We start from the raw sequence: 14,218 nt of genomic DNA, 5'->3' as shown, positions 1-14,218 counted from the left end.
TTACAGATTTCCCTAGTGAAGCGGCTGTTTGATTTCAAGCAGAAAAGGGAATTCTGCCGGAAACCTGCGGAGAGGGATGGAATAACCGGTGTTTCCTTCCGCCGCCCGCTGCCAGGGCAGCTTTCCTTTCCGGAAATAGAAATGCCGGCCCCAATAGCCGGGACCGGCATTTTTAACCGATTTGCATTCTGTCAGTAAGGCCTGCGCAGCTTAGGCAGCAGCAGAATCACCAACAGCCAGAACAATTCGAACACGAAGAGCACGAAAGAGGTCAGCTGTTTCATGCCGCCAAAACAGCTGAGGAAAGCTACCAGCACAAACCCCAAAATCACGGCGGCATTTTGCAGGGCTACGATCAACCCCATGCTTCTCCGTTCATGCACACAGGCAGATACCACGCTCATCAGAGATTCCACCCGGCCTTTTGTGGCAACCTTGGCGTCCGCACGGGGGATGGAACCGGACATCAGCTTCCTGCCTACCTCGCTGAGCTGGCTACCCAGCACGCCTACCGAAGCGGCGTCCACGCCAAACAGACGGGAGACGAGCTGGGGCGTCACATTCATATCATTGGTGCGGATCACAACACTTACGCCGCTGTCTTCCAGCCGCTGCAGCTCGTTTTTACGGCGGCGGTCCGCCGTATAGGTGAGCACCAGCATGGCGGCCAGGGCGTTGTCCACCGCCAGATATACCACCTGCTTATTTCCAGAAGAGTACTGAGTTTCCTCCTCCCGTGCCGGAGCCTCAATCTGGTGGTTCACCAGCAGGGCACGGTTGCCGATATAGATTCGCCTGCCGTTGACACGGCCTGTAATGCCGTGCTCGTCCTCATAGCTGATGTTTTCCACTTCGGGAAGAGCTTCCTCATTCTCGCTGATCACCTGCTCAAACACTCCGCTTAAGGGGCCGCCGGCTTCCTTCATCAGGGCGGAGGCCGCCATGATGGCCTCCTCTGCAGAAGTCCGCCCGCCAAAGGTGCGGATTCCGTTTAACACAACGGTGCCCAAGGGGAAGAGCTCCTCCGCATCCACCAGTACCGCGTTGACATTGCTCAGCTCCTCCACGCCTTCATAGCCTACCACCATGGCCCCGGCCCTGCGGGCCGTCTTGCACAGGCGGCTGATAGGCAGGTTGACGGCCAGCATATTCGCCACCGCCACGCAGGTACAGCAGGCAGCCGCCAAAGCGCTGAGCGCTGTAGGCACGCTTCTGGTGACTAGCAAACAGGCAATGCACAGCACCAGGGAAGCGATCAGCCCAATCGGCGCCAGGAACTGAGACGCCGTCTCAGCAGGATCCGGATTATAGGAGAGTTCCAGGAAACGCTTTAAAAACCCGGTTTTGCACTGATAGGCAATAAGCGGCTTTTCCGCCACGCAATCCTTGGTCATTTTCAAGGAGGTATTGTAATCGTCAAACGTACGTACGCTGTACTTCTGCTCCCGGGAGGTGACGAACCTGAAATTGCTGTGGATACGCCGCAGCATCGTCTGCTTGCCCGCCGCGTTCACAAAAAGGATGGCGGAGAGCACCACCGCGTAGAGATGGAGCTTGCCTTCGGCCAAATCAGAACTGAAGAACAGGGAGAAGACTGTCTGTACCAGCACCGCCACAGATGCCACCGCCGCCGCACTGTCCGAATTGGCATTGAAGGAAAACAGCGCCCGGAGGCCGTTGCCGATCGTGCGGTAACAGATACCGATAGATACCCCGAGAAACACCAGGGTTACTATCAGATACACGTAGGGAGCGGATCCCAAATCCCCTACCGCGGTACTGGAAAACTTCCCGCCGAAGATTAGGTTGACAATGGTAAGCAGCACCGTACAGACACCGGTAATCAGCATGCGCAGCGTCAGTTCGCGCATATCGCCCCGCAGCTCGTGAGAAATGGATTTGGCATCTTCCGGACCGGTATAGTCGTCGATGGATTCCTCGGTCTGGACTTCCGGCACAGGCTCCGCTTCCACATGCTCTTCTTCCAGCTTTTTGTTTCTGACACGCTTGCGGGGGACCCTCTTGCTCTCCAACTCCTCCGCAGTCCTGCGCAGTTCTTCCGATTCGGAAAGCAGCGCACTCTGAATGACGTCTGCGTTGATGATATGGGTGGGAATTCCCCTGGAGCGGTACTCGTAAATACTGGCCACCTGGGGAATTTCCCCCAGAGGACGCCCCACAATCACTGTCTCCTGGCTGGCGGCGGCCGGCTCCGCATCCGGCTGCCGTTCCGGAACTGGTTGGTCCGGAACAGGGGGAAGCTCCTCCGCCTGAGGCGTTTCCTGCTCATCCGGCAGTGCCTGCTCTGTGGGAAGCTCTTCTTCCTTCTCCACAGCAGAGCTGAGAATCTTATTGACCGATTCCTCGCTCACCGCGGGCATTTCCTTCACCCGCTGAATTTCCACCGTGTCATTGAGGACGTTCAGTTTGATCTCCATGGTTTTGTCGCCGGAAGTTTCCAGCATAGCCCGCTGGAACTCCGGAAGTTCCTCCTTGGAGGAGCCGGCCCCTTCCACGTCGATTCCATGCTGCTTTGCATAGGGATCGGCGGCAAACGCAGTGACCGGCATGGGAGCTACAATGCCCAGCTCGTCGGCGATCTGCTCTTCATCCACGCCTGCCGTCTGCACCGCTTCGGCCACACGGCGGCGGCGCTCCTTCTGCAGTTTTTGGAAATTGGCCTCTACTTCGTCGTCAATGGCCTGCTTGGAGTCGTCAAACAGCGCCTTGAAGCTGTCCTCCCCCAAAGTAAATTCCCCGGTGACAGGATCAAAGCCCTTTCGGTATTCGTCCAAAGGCTTAAGCTGTATGCCGTAATACATGTCCTCGCCTTCGTCGAAATCAGGGGCGCGCTTTTTTCTTCCAAAAAGGCCGCCCTTCTTTTTTTTCTTTTTCTTTTTTCCGTCCCCTTCCCCTGCAGGCTCCTGCATTTCCTGGGAAACTCCCGGCACAGAGACCCGGCCTGTGGCAAAGGCGTTTAAATCTTCCGCCTCCTCCGCAGGCTCTGTTCCCCCATGCTGCGGGTTTTGATCTTGCCTTTGCTGAGCAGGCTCCTGCTCAGCCTCCGGCGGCGCCTCTTGGGGAAGCTCCTCCGGCGGCTCCTCTACGGACTGCTTGGCCCGCTGACGCCTCTGTTCTTCCAAGATATCTTCCAATGAGAATTCCTGATGGTTTCCTTCTCCCATATCGGATTTCCTCCTTTACGGATTGACTGCTTTTAGTCCGCTCCTCTGGCGGGAGACCTCATAACAGAGGATTCCTGCGGCCACAGAGGCATTGAGTGAATTGATCCTGCCCTTCATGGGAAGCGAGATCACAAAATCTGACTTTTCCTTGACCAGTCTGCCGACGCCGCTGCCCTCGGAACCGATTACCAGCGCCACAGGACCGGTAAAATCAGTCTCGCACCACGGCGTTCCATCCATATCTGCGGCATAGACCCACACGCCCTTTTCTTTGAGCTCGTCCAACAGGGAGGGAAGATTCTGCACCCTTGCCACCGGCAGATGCTCCACCGCGCCCGCCGAGGCCTTCCCCACCGCATAGGTCAGCCCCACGCTGCGCCGCTTGGGTATGATCACCCCGTGGGCTCCCGCACACTCCGCCGTGCGGATCACAGCACCCAGATTGTGGGGATCCTCCAGCTCGTCGCAGACGATCAGGAAGGGCGGCTCCCCCCTGTCTGCCGCCAGTGCAAAAATGTCTTCCACCTGAGCATATTCCTTAACGGCGGCCACCGCCACTACTCCCTGGTGCACCGCGCCGCCGCAGAGCTGGTCAAGCTTCCGGGAATCCGTCTCCTTGACAGCGGCTCCCGCCGCCTTTGCCTTTGCAATCAGGGTGAGCAAGCTGCCGTTCTTTTCTCCGCGCTGCACATAGAGGCGGTCAATGGACCTGCCTGCGCGCAGCGCTTCTGAAACGGCGTTTCTTCCGGCGATCAAATCGTTGCTGCGGGAATCAGTATCGTCCCTCACGGGACTTTTGCTATCCTTCTTTTTTTCCAAAACCAGGCACGCATCCTTCTTTTATTTACAATAGCTGCAGCATCAAGCCATAATATGGTTTATTGTAGCACATCCTCGCTTAAATCTCAAATAAAAATACTGAGCTGTTCCGACCTTCTCTTACAGGCCGCGGCAGAATTCGCATCCCAAATTGGTAAAAATAAATTTTCATTCATTTTATGGAAATTTATTCCATTCTTATTTTCCCCAAACCTCGGGTTTTCCACCGGTTTACATAAGACAGATTCCTTTTGAACCCTCTGCTGTTGAAAACTCGGTTGAAAATGTTAAAAACTCCTTGTCCCACGCGCCTTTCCGATTTCCACAATTATAACATCCCGTTTTTCTTATGTAAACGCCAGCTTCCTATTTTCCCCAAAAGCATTATCAACGAAAAAACAGATGTTCTCCCTACAAGCCCATCTCTTGTGACTTTTTCAAACAGTCCAGCCAGATTTTGTGGTCGTCTTGTCAAGCATAAATCTTTCACATTTCTTTCTCCACAGAAATTTAACATTCATTTCTCCCGGCTGGAACATGCCTGCATAAAAGGTTTCATAAAATTGAAAAACACTGTCCTTTTTGCCGGTTTTGTGATATACTAGGCTCAAATCATAACTTTTCCACGGCTTCCACAGGGTTTTCCACACGTGAAACACCTGTGGATCCGCCCTTTTTCCAAAATGCATATTTATACGAAATATGCATTTCGAATACAATTTGGAGGACTTGACATGCGCGAAGATTTGTGTTCTATCCCGATTCACGATGTTTTTCTGCCGAAAGACGGCTGTCCCTTCTGCAGGATGCGGGATATGCTTGAAGATCGGATGGCCACCTATATCACAGGGGCCGCCATGATGGAGCCGGACGTTCGGGTAGAGACAAACCGGCTTGGTTTCTGCGAAGAGCATTTCAACCAAATTTTGGCCCGGGGCAGCAGGCTTTCAGTAGCCTTAATTTTGGAAAGCCTGTTGGACAAGGTGCGGGAGGAGGCCTTTCCGCAGGGCAGGACGCCGGCGAAAAAGCTGCTGGCGGGCCTGCACAGCAGGGAAAAGAGCTGTTTTGTCTGCGACAGCCTGGAAAAAAATATCGGCCACCTGCTGGAGAGCATGCTGAAGCTCTGGCAAAACGACGAAGATTTCAGGCAGCTCTATGCCCAGCAGGAATATATTTGTATGCCCCACTACACCATGGTTCTGGAAGCTGCCCAAAAACTCCCCAAAAAAAATTACAATCCCTTTGAGGCGGAAACCTCAAGGTTGGCAAAGGCATACCTTGACACGCTCTGCCACGATGTAACCCATTTCTGCCGCATGTTCGACTACCGAAATGCGGGCGGGGACTGGGGTAATTCCAGGGACGCCATCGAACGCTCCATCCGCTATCTCACCTCCCGTGAACCGGAAGACCGCCAAAAGGCGGATGAAAAAAACCGATGAGAGAGCGGGTGGTGCTCCCTCGTTGCTTCGACCTGCGCCAGACCCTGGACTGCGGCCAGGCATTCCGTTGGCGGGAGCTTTCTCATGAAGAAGATGCTTGTATGTGGGAAGGAGCTGCTTTCGGCCGGGCTTTGAAACTGCGCCAGACTAAGGATTCTATCCTCCTTTTTTGTTCAGAGGAGGAATTTGAAGCCGTCTGGCGCGGTTATTTCGACCTGGATGCCGATTATGAGGAAAAAAGGCGGCGGCTTTCAGCGATAAGTCCCATCCTTGCAGAAGCTTCCTCCTACGCCCCAGGTATCCGGATCCTGCGGCAGGATTCCTGGGAGGCACTGTGTTCCTTCCTTATCTCCCAAAACAACAATATTCCCCGGATCAAGGGAATTATTGAACGGTTCTGCCAGGCGTTCGGCAGCCCGATTCCGGGTTCCTCCTTCTTTTCCTTTCCGACGCCGGAGGCTTTGGCCTCCCGTTGCCTGGAAGACCTAGCCCCCTTGAGAGCAGGTTTCCGGGCAAAGTACCTTCTGGACGCTGCCAAAAAGGTGGCGGGCGGGGAGATCTCTCTGGAAGAGATCTCCCGGGAATCCGCCGGCTTCGGACGGATCGAGCTGCAAAAAATTCTGGGAGTCGGCCCCAAGGTTGCGGAATGCACGCTCCTCTACGGATATCACAAAACGGATTGCTTTCCCATGGACGTCTGGATGAAGCGGGCTATGGCAATATTGCTTCCTGATTATTCCGCCGAGGATTTCGGTGAAGATGCAGGCCTGGCCCAGCAGTATCTGTTTCACTACAGCCGTATGCACCCGGAGCTCTTTCAGGCCTGTTCTGAAGCAGGCTGAGCCAGCGTGCTTATCCCTTCTTGTTACACCGGTTCTACAGAACAGACCCGAGAAAGAAAGCAGGTGTCTTTATGAAAAAGCTGATCGGCCATGTGAGAGCTGCCGTTGAAAAATACCAGATGATCGAGGAGGGGGACCGCATCGCTGTGGGCGTTTCAGGAGGGAAGGATTCCCTCTTTCTTCTCTGTGCCCTGGCGGAACTTTCCCGCTATTACCCCAAGCGCTTCACGATAACAGCCATCACGGCGGATCCCTGTTTTGGAGGTAAAGCGACCGATTTTTCCGCAGTTTCCTCTCTCTGCGATTCCCTGTCTGTACCTTATATTATTAGAAAGACAAATTTGGGTTCTCTTATTTTCGAAGAACGGAAAGAACAAAATCCCTGCAGCCTCTGTTCCCGCATGCGCAGGGGAATCCTGCACAATCTCTGTGTGGAAGAGGGATTGAACAAACTGGCTCTGGGTCATCATTACGACGATGCCGTTCAAACCTTCCTGATGAATCTGTTCTACGGCGGGAAGCTTGGTTGTTTCTCCCCTAAAAGCTATCTTTCCAGAAAAAACATCACGCTGATTCGTCCCCTTCTGTTTTGTGAAGAGAGAGAAATCCGCAACGCTTCCCTGAGGATGGAGCTCCCCATAGTAAAGAGCAACTGCCCGGCTGACGGCGTCACCGCCCGTAGGGATACGGCTGAGTTGATCCAAGCACTGGAATTGAAATTCCCGGACTTGAAAGCAAAGGTGTTGGGCGCTTTACAGCGTGCAGGACTGGACAGCTGGTAGTGTGCTTACCACCGATTCGGGAAGCGCCAGCTTTTTGACAGGCGTTTTCCGGTCATAAAATGACAAATCTTCCCCACTAGATTCTGACCTAAAACTCATTCCTATCCAATATTTTGTGTTTTTATCTGTTTTTTACTTAATTTTAAAAAAATGCTTGCATTTTGGAATTCTCAGTGGTAAAATGTAAAAGTCGTCGAGAGAGGCGGCAACGCAGTTGGTGTTGATTACGACGAGGGTCCACCCGTTCCCATCCCGAACACGGAAGTTAAGCTCGCTCGTGCCGAAGATACTTGGCTGGTAACGGCCCGGGAAAATAGGTTTTCGCCAACACTTAAGCAGTCGTCCAATAGGACGGCTGTTTTTTTATTTTTCAAGCGCCTTCTTCCCAATTTTTTTTCAAAAAGGGGTTGCAATTTGAAAAGCAATGTGGTATTATATCAAAGCTGACTCGTGAGCCAGTAAATAGTTGGTGTTGATTACGACGAGGGTCCACCCGTTCCCATCCCGAACACGGAAGTTAAGCTCGCTCGTGCCGAAGATACTTGGCTGGTAACGGCCCGGGAAAATAGGTTTTCGCCAACACTTTAAAACAGCGGTCCATATGGACTGCTGTTTTTTTGTTGAAAGACTGCCGCTTACCTGCAGCATTACCCCTTGCCCACCTTACTATTCCGTGAATTGTTGTCTGATTTCATAGGTTGAGAAATTTTTTTCAAAAAGGGGTTGCAATTTAAAAAGCAGTGTGGTATTATATTAAAGCTGACTCGTGAGCCAGTAAATAGTTGGTGTTGATTACGACGAGGGTCCACCCGTTCCCATCCCGAACACGGAAGTTAAGCTCGCTCGTGCCGAAGATACTTGGCTGGTAACGGCCCGGGAAAATAGGTTTTCGCCAACACTTTAAAACAGCAGTCCATATGGACTGCTGTTTTTTATTTATTTTCGCACACCGAATACCCGTCTTTTATCACACAGAAAACGTATACTTTTAAACCGCTTCGCCTGACGATTTCCTTTTACCAATTTTTCACGAAACAACTGGCTTTTCCTCCTCTCTTTTTTCCTTTTTTTTGGAGGATTTTCCTTGACTTGAATGCTCTGATGCCTTAAACTAATTACATTAGCGAATTCTGTAAACTAATTTTGTCTGTAATGGGAGGATCGATATGAAAAAGGGCAGATTTGGAATTGTATTTTCTTTTTATGCCATCCTTGCGTTTATCCTGGTCATTCTGAAAATGCCACTTTTGGGTGCGCTGCTTTTCGGATTTGTCACACTGGCAGAACGGGATGAATGGTTGGGTCGCCAGACTCTGCAGGCATTTTTAATGTCTGCTGTAGTGGTATTCCTTGGCAAGCTTTTTTCCTGGATTAACTCCCTGATACCGGGTTATTTCTTCTTTTCCGGCGCGCTGAACGTCATCACTTCTTTGCTGTCCGTCCTCGTGTACGCAGCCGCTATTGTGTTCAGCATTCTGGCCATTCTCCGTGTGATGAAGGAAGAAGAGGCCAATGTGCCTCTCTTTGCAGAAATCGCTTATAAGGCCTATGGGAAAACAAAACCCCGGCCTGTACCGCCCATTCCCGGATCCTATCCTCCTCCCTATGGTCAACAGAATCCCCAGGGAGGGCCTGGCGGTATACCTCCTCAGCAGGGCAGTTACCCTCCGCCTCCCTACGGTATGCCGCAGCAACAGCCTTGGGCCGGCCAACAGCCTCCTGTCCCGCCGGTTTCTCCCACACCGCCTGGGAACAACGGCGGCCAACAGCAATAACCAGCTTTAAAAGGGCTCTGGACTCTGAAGAGTTTGCGGGCCTTTTCTTCACGGTGCGGCTTCCTGTCTTTTGGGAAACCGTTCCCTTTTTGCCAGGACATTCTTTGAGGAGGATAACCCCGTGGTTTTTTCATCTTTAGTATTTCTCTGCGTGTTTTTTCCACTTCAGATGATTATCTATACCTTTGCAAAGGGAATTGAAGCCAAAAACACGGTGCTCATCCTTTTTTCCGTCGTCTTCTACGCCTGGGGCGAACCCTTCTTCATCCTTCTGCTTTTAACCATGGCTTTTGCGGACTGGTTGATTTCTCAGTTTATCTACCGTTATCGGGGCACTCGAAAAAGTAAGGCTTTTTTGATTCTGGGCTGCGTTGTGGATCTGGGCCTGCTTTCTTTCTTCAAGTATGGTGTGTTTTTCACAGCCAATCTGCAGAAGCTGACAGGATTTCCTGAGGTGATTCCTCAGATCGCTCTGCCAATCGGCATTTCCTTCTATACCTTCCAGCTGCTCTCCTATATGGTGGATGTATACCGGCAGGAAGTTCCCGCACAAAAGCAGTTCAGAAAACTTTTCCTCTATGTCTCCTTGTTTCATCAGTGCATTGCCGGACCCATTGTCCGGTACAAGGACGTTTCTGAACAAATTCTTTCCCGTCATGTCTCTCAGGAGGACATGCGCAATGGAATTAACCGCTTTGCCTCCGGCCTCGCTAAAAAGGTACTGCTGGCAAACGTCTGCGGAAAGCTTGCAACTCTCACGATTATGGACGGTCTGGTGGAAAACCAGGTGAAAAACATGCAGGTTTTGAGCACCGCTCCGGCGCTCAGCCTCTGGATCGGTTGTTTTGCCTATATGCTGCAGATTTATCTGGATTTCTCCGCCTATTCAGATATGGCCATCGGAATGGGCCTGATGGTGGGCTTCCGGTACAAGGAAAACTTCAACTACCCCTATCTGGCGCGCTCTGTTACGGATTTCTGGCGCAGATGGCATATGTCCCTTTCCAGCTTTTTCCGGGACTATGTCTATATCCCCCTGGGTGGAAACCGGAAGGGAAAAGCCCGAACCGCATTGAATCTGTTTCTGGTTTGGCTACTCACCGGTATGTGGCACGGCGCAGACTGGAATTTTATCTGCTGGGGACTATTCTACTTCTTCTTTCTTGCTTTGGAAAAATTTATTATCCCCGGTTTACAGAGGCTCCCCGCCTTCTTTGCTCATCTGTATACCTTAGTAGTGGTTTTCTTCGGTTGGATTCTCTTCTATTTCCGGGACTTTACGCAGGCCTGGACTGTGGTGAAAGGACTTTTTGGACTAAACGGCAACCCCTTTCTCAATTTCGAAAGTAAAAATATCCTGCTTAACTACCTGTTTTTCCTGATTGTTGCTGTTGTGGCCTGTACCCCTCTGGCCCGGGGCCTCTATCACCGCGTATGTTCTTCTACCGGAGCAGTTTCCATCACAGTGGGTACCGTCTTGGAATGGATTCTCCCCGTCGCAGCCCTATTGCTCTCCATCAGCTTCCTGGTGGGAGACGCTTATAATCCCTTTCTTTACCTGCAATTCTAAAAACCGCGCCAACAACGCGAGGAAAATTTTTCACCACCCCTGCTTTTAATCGCCGCCAATGGTCGGGCATAAAACCCGCGATATCAAGAGAGCTGCCGGCGCGAAGGAAAGTTTTTCGCCAGCCTTTTTTCAAAAAGACTGAAAGGAGGAATTTGATGAAGCACGCAAAGCAATTTGAACGGGGTTCCAAAGTGAAGGCTACTCTTTTTTTCAGTGTGATGATTCTTGCCATGATCGTTTCGCTGATTCTTCCTCTTCGCCCCACCTTTTCCCCTGTGGAAAAGCGTGAGCTGACAAAGTTTCCTAAATTGTCTATGAATCCCGTTACCAGCGGAGAATTTTATGGAGATAACACCTTGCTCAACGGTAAATACTTCCGCGGCATTGACGATTGGTTTGCAGATACCTTTCCCTTTCGGGAACAGTTTTTAGCTCTCAATAACACCATACGGAAAGCCTATGGTATCAAAACCACAGAAATACATGGCACTGTCGGCCCGGCAGACGATATCCCCGACACCTTCTTCAGCGGGGAATGACTTGTGTTGGTAGAAGTCCTCATGAGAGGCTGCATTTGATAGAGAATGGAAAAGAAACGAGGTTATGACTATGGAAAGAGATTACGTTCCGCGCAGAGCATCCTCTGCAGCGCCGGTGAGACGGCGCCCCCCGCAGCGGGGAGGCAGGAACAGCAGAAATAACAGGAGAAAAAATGGACCTCCCCCTATTTTTCTCATCGCGTTGGGCCTGCTGCTTGTGGTGCTTATTGTGGTACTCGTTATAGTCTTCACAAGTGGAAATAAAGGAAAGAAGGAGCCTTCCGGCAACAGCGCTTCCTCTTCGGCTTCCCAGATTTCTGGCAGTACCGGGTCTGAACTGTCCAACCCGGCCTCCCAGGTTTCTGCCGCCTCTACACCGGAGCCCACGCCGCCTAAAGAAAAGGATGTTTCAGGCCTAGAGGTGGAAAAGTTGGACTCCATGCTCCGTGTGGGAGACAGCGGCTATGAGTATTACAGCTTTGTGGAAGAAACTGCCAACCAATATACCACAATGGTTGCCAAAGCCGGTGCAGAGCTAAAGGGCTCAGCCACCCTTTATGATATGGTAATCCCCACCAGTATGGATATTCTGTTGCCTGAGGATTTCCTGGCGGATGTCAACACTTCTGACCAGAAAAAAGCAATCAACTACATTTACGGTTCCATCAATGCGCAGAATCCCGATGTAAAAACCGTGCCAATTTTTGACGCCTTAAAGCTGCATAATAACGAATACATCTATTTCCGCACGGACCATCACTGGACACAGCTGGGCGCCTATTATGCCTATGCAGAGTTCTGTAAGAGCAAGGGGATCGAGGCTGTGCCTCTGACACAGTTTGAAAAGAAGGAATATCCAGGCTTTTTAGGCTCCTTCTATGCAGACGACAACGCCCTGAGCGCAAATCCGGATACTGTTGAAGCCTATCTCCCAAAAGCCAATGCAACGCTGGATTACACCACGGGAGATGACGATACCATAACAGACTGGCCGGTGATTCAGGACGGGACAGATTACGATAAGGAGAATCTTTATCTGATTTTCATTGCAGGCGATCAGCCTTATGAGGAGATCACGAATAAGGACCTGAACGATGGCTCCGCCTGTGTGGTGGTTAAGGAATCCTTTGGCAACGCCTTTGTTCCCTTCCTGGTCAATCACTATCAGCACATCTATGTGGTGGACTACCGTTACTATAAGGGCAACATCGCGGCACTTGCCAAGGAGAAAGGTGCTACGGATGTGATTATGCTCAATAACATCTCCATGACCCGAAATGCCGATTTGGTAGACAGTATTTCCGGGAAGTTTTGATCTTTCCGCCATGATTCTCTAAACGCCGCCGGAAGTTTTCGTACCGAAGCTTCCGGCGGCGTTTTGCTGCCGAAAGATGGCGTCCTCGCTTTCCTCTCATCCGCCCTCCTAATAGACGGAAGACGGACTGGCAGAACTTTTACACAATAGAAAAGAGCGCCCTGAAGTAACGGATGTCTACCGCCTTCAGGACGCTCTCTGTTTCTTGTCTCTAACAGCTTTTTAGGATCAGCATGAGAACTACTCAGTCTCCTGACATGCCTCTTTCACCGGCTTCTCACAGCCAGTAATCTCTACCTGTTCCTTGACCGCCCGAAAGTCAGGATATAGGGCTATCGCTGACATGGCGCCTATCCCTATGCAGAGAAAACGCAAAAAGCCACGGCCTTTTTTCGGTGCAGAAAGGCCCAGGAAAAAACCGATACAGCACAAAAGCATCTTCATCAAAGTCAGTTGTTTACAGTCAGCCTGGTGGAGAAAACGATCTGTGACACAGCAAATCTTTTTCATAAGAGGGCACCCTTTCTCTGTCGTAATCTTCAGTTTCTTTCATCTTACCATGATGCAGGAAGCGTTTCAAGAGTCCTCTGATAGATCATGCAACTTTTTCCGCAAATACCAGGAAATGCGGACTCATCCCCAGCAAGGATTCCTGACGTTCCGTCAGCCGGATCAGCTCCAGCAGCCGTCTCCTCTGTCCTGGATCGCTCCATTTTTCTTCCAAGTCCGGCGTAAACCAGATACAGCCTTCCACTGCGTATGGTTCGGCCCTACAGAAACCGGCCTCTCCGATCTCCTGAAGCAGCTGTTCGGGCGTATGAAAATAGGCCCTGGTAAGAAACCTGGGAGCAAACTTATCAGGCCTATGATGCTCTCCTGAAGTCAATTCCTCCCGAAGCATGTTAAAGTAATCCTCATCATCTATATACCTGTTACTCACCCCATATGTGGAAAGGGCCCAAGTAGCGGAACTGAATTTTGAAATGCCGGCCGCAGCTAACAACCCGCCAGGCTTCAGCACACGGAAGGCTTCCCGCAAGGCAAGAAGTCTATCCTCCTTTTCCAACAGATGATACAGAGGTCCCAAGAGCAGAACAGCGTCTACACTTTCCCCTTCCACGCAGGAAAGATTTCTGGCGTCGCCTGATAAGGCACGGAAGGGATGAGGCTGATGCAGACGGGCATATTCCACTGCGGATGGGGCTAATTCTATGAGGGTCACCTGATGGCCAAGGCCAGCCAACCAGGAGGCATAATAGCCGACCCCGCCGCCTACATCACAGACGCTCATACCAGGCGTCAGAAAGCGTCCCAGCAGCTCTTTCGTGCGGGCGGCTTCTACTATCCCAAGGCCACGCTCCAAACGCCCTATTTCGGCTCCGTTTTCATAGAAGTCATAGACTTCACGATTATCCTCTACCACGGTTCTTTCCCTCCCGTTCATTGCCCCTCTTAAAATTTCCTGTGATCTTCGCCATAACAAGCTGACGCTGCTGCCCGTCTTGAGCCTGATCCAAGCGCTCAAGAAAACGGCAGCCTTCTTTTTCAGATAAGGTCTTCACCAAATTGCCTTTCCAATAGAGGAATACCCTTCCGTCTTTGGAAACCTGATGACGAAATACCTCTTCCTCCGTCTCATGACGGCTCTCCATTTTCTGCTCCACATCACAGTCCTCCTCAAAAGGCATTTCAGACATTATACCAGTATTTAGGAATCGGCACAACCGAACCAGTTCAAACTGCAGCGCTTCTCATTCCTACTAGATAAAGTAATAGAGCGGAAATAAAAAATCCCATCCGAATGGATGGGATTAAAAAAGGGAGAATACCCTAAAAACTGAATAAAGGAAGAAGCGAGAAAGAGATCGAAGTGGGGAGACAAAATCAGAAGAAAATGTCTCAAAGAAGCCTGACCTAAAAGAAAGCTATGGTCAAGCCCTCGGCCTATT

At 51.1% G+C, this 14,218-nt stretch carries 13 protein-coding genes and 3 rRNA genes; 10 read left to right on the top strand and 6 right to left on the bottom strand.

The window, feature by feature from the left end:
• Nucleotides 1–191 precede the first annotated feature (191 nt).
• Both BN3911_RS03775 and rlmB read right to left on the bottom strand, forming a co-directional pair.
• Nucleotides 192–3,185: a hypothetical protein gene (locus BN3911_RS03775; RefSeq protein WP_066861564.1), complete on the bottom strand. Its 2,994-nt coding sequence runs from the start codon at nucleotides 3,183–3,185 to the stop codon at nucleotides 192–194.
• A 15-nt stretch (nucleotides 3,186–3,200) separates the two neighbouring features.
• Complete coding sequence (gene rlmB / locus BN3911_RS03770) at nucleotides 3,201–4,004, bottom strand: 23S rRNA (guanosine(2251)-2'-O)-methyltransferase RlmB (protein WP_242871069.1); 804 nt, start codon at nucleotides 4,002–4,004, stop codon at nucleotides 3,201–3,203.
• A gap of 734 nt (nucleotides 4,005–4,738) precedes the next feature.
• Between rlmB and BN3911_RS03760 the strand changes: the two genes are divergently transcribed.
• From BN3911_RS03760 to BN3911_RS03715, 10 genes are all read left to right on the top strand, one after another.
• Nucleotides 4,739–5,446 (top strand): DUF6062 family protein, encoded by a 708-nt coding sequence (locus tag BN3911_RS03760; RefSeq protein ID WP_066861560.1) that lies wholly within the window; start codon nucleotides 4,739–4,741, stop codon nucleotides 5,444–5,446.
• Complete coding sequence (locus BN3911_RS03755) at nucleotides 5,443–6,288, top strand: DNA-3-methyladenine glycosylase family protein (protein ID WP_066861557.1); 846 nt, start codon at nucleotides 5,443–5,445, stop codon at nucleotides 6,286–6,288. The genes BN3911_RS03760 and BN3911_RS03755 overlap by 4 nt, the downstream gene beginning before the upstream one ends.
• A 71-nt stretch (nucleotides 6,289–6,359) precedes the next feature.
• Nucleotides 6,360–7,070: a tRNA 2-thiocytidine biosynthesis TtcA family protein gene (locus tag BN3911_RS03750; protein ID WP_066861555.1), complete on the top strand. Its 711-nt coding sequence runs from the start codon at nucleotides 6,360–6,362 to the stop codon at nucleotides 7,068–7,070.
• Between the two features lie 213 nt (nucleotides 7,071–7,283).
• A 5S ribosomal RNA gene (gene rrf / locus BN3911_RS03745) occupies nucleotides 7,284–7,400 on the top strand.
• Between the two features lie 135 nt (nucleotides 7,401–7,535).
• Nucleotides 7,536–7,652: ribosomal RNA gene (rrf, locus tag BN3911_RS03740) — 5S ribosomal RNA — on the top strand.
• A 199-nt stretch (nucleotides 7,653–7,851) separates the two neighbouring features.
• Nucleotides 7,852–7,968: ribosomal RNA gene (rrf, locus tag BN3911_RS03735) — 5S ribosomal RNA — on the top strand.
• 268 nt (nucleotides 7,969–8,236) lie between these two features.
• Nucleotides 8,237–8,845: a hypothetical protein gene (locus BN3911_RS17475; protein WP_066861552.1), complete on the top strand. Its 609-nt coding sequence runs from the start codon at nucleotides 8,237–8,239 to the stop codon at nucleotides 8,843–8,845.
• Between the two features lie 121 nt (nucleotides 8,846–8,966).
• On the top strand, nucleotides 8,967–10,415 hold the full coding sequence (locus tag BN3911_RS03725; RefSeq protein ID WP_066861549.1) for an MBOAT family O-acyltransferase: 1,449 nt from the start codon (nucleotides 8,967–8,969) through the stop codon (nucleotides 10,413–10,415).
• 155 nt (nucleotides 10,416–10,570) lie between these two features.
• Nucleotides 10,571–10,954, top strand: a complete 384-nt coding sequence (locus BN3911_RS03720; protein WP_066861546.1) for a DHHW family protein — start codon at nucleotides 10,571–10,573, stop codon at nucleotides 10,952–10,954.
• A gap of 64 nt (nucleotides 10,955–11,018) precedes the next feature.
• Nucleotides 11,019–12,269 (top strand): DHHW family protein, encoded by a 1,251-nt coding sequence (locus tag BN3911_RS03715; protein ID WP_066861543.1) that lies wholly within the window; start codon nucleotides 11,019–11,021, stop codon nucleotides 12,267–12,269.
• Between the two features lie 240 nt (nucleotides 12,270–12,509).
• Here BN3911_RS03715 and BN3911_RS03710 read toward each other — a convergent pair whose 3' ends face one another.
• The 4 genes from BN3911_RS03710 to BN3911_RS17470 all read right to left on the bottom strand — a co-directional run.
• Complete coding sequence (locus BN3911_RS03710) at nucleotides 12,510–12,779, bottom strand: hypothetical protein (protein ID WP_066861541.1); 270 nt, start codon at nucleotides 12,777–12,779, stop codon at nucleotides 12,510–12,512.
• Between the two features lie 85 nt (nucleotides 12,780–12,864).
• Nucleotides 12,865–13,692, bottom strand: a complete 828-nt coding sequence (locus BN3911_RS03705; RefSeq protein ID WP_187127675.1) for a class I SAM-dependent methyltransferase — start codon at nucleotides 13,690–13,692, stop codon at nucleotides 12,865–12,867.
• A complete protein-coding gene (locus BN3911_RS03700) occupies nucleotides 13,679–13,933 on the bottom strand; it encodes a hypothetical protein (protein WP_147578511.1) in 255 nt (84 codons plus the stop codon). Before BN3911_RS03700 ends, BN3911_RS03705 begins: the two co-directional genes overlap by 14 nt.
• Nucleotides 13,934–13,977: 44 nt before the next feature.
• On the bottom strand, nucleotides 13,978–14,218 hold a 241-nt coding region (locus BN3911_RS17470; RefSeq protein ID WP_207644496.1), incomplete at its 5' end, for a hypothetical protein.

This window comes from Neglectibacter timonensis, assembly GCF_900048895.1.
In the GTDB taxonomy this organism is placed as follows: domain Bacteria; phylum Bacillota; class Clostridia; order Oscillospirales; family Acutalibacteraceae; genus Acutalibacter; species Acutalibacter timonensis.
Note: the sequence above shows the minus strand (reverse complement) of the source record. Positions and strands in the feature narration are given on the sequence as shown.

Excerpts from the sequence above, each read along its gene's own strand:
- BN3911_RS03710 (WP_066861541.1), bottom strand. The coding sequence starts at position 12,779 with ATGAAAAAGATTTGCTGTGTCACAGATCGTTTTCTCCACCAGGCTGAC.
- BN3911_RS03760 (WP_066861560.1), top strand. The coding sequence starts at position 4,739 with ATGCGCGAAGATTTGTGTTCTATCCCGATTCACGATGTTTTTCTGCCG.
- BN3911_RS03720 (WP_066861546.1), top strand. The coding sequence starts at position 10,571 with ATGAAGCACGCAAAGCAATTTGAACGGGGTTCCAAAGTGAAGGCTACT.
- BN3911_RS03755 (WP_066861557.1), top strand. The coding sequence starts at position 5,443 with ATGAGAGAGCGGGTGGTGCTCCCTCGTTGCTTCGACCTGCGCCAGACC.
- BN3911_RS03715 (WP_066861543.1), top strand. The coding sequence starts at position 11,019 with ATGACTATGGAAAGAGATTACGTTCCGCGCAGAGCATCCTCTGCAGCG.
- BN3911_RS17475 (WP_066861552.1), top strand. The coding sequence starts at position 8,237 with ATGAAAAAGGGCAGATTTGGAATTGTATTTTCTTTTTATGCCATCCTT.
- BN3911_RS03775 (WP_066861564.1), bottom strand. The coding sequence starts at position 3,185 with ATGGGAGAAGGAAACCATCAGGAATTCTCATTGGAAGATATCTTGGAA.
- BN3911_RS03750 (WP_066861555.1), top strand. The coding sequence starts at position 6,360 with ATGAAAAAGCTGATCGGCCATGTGAGAGCTGCCGTTGAAAAATACCAG.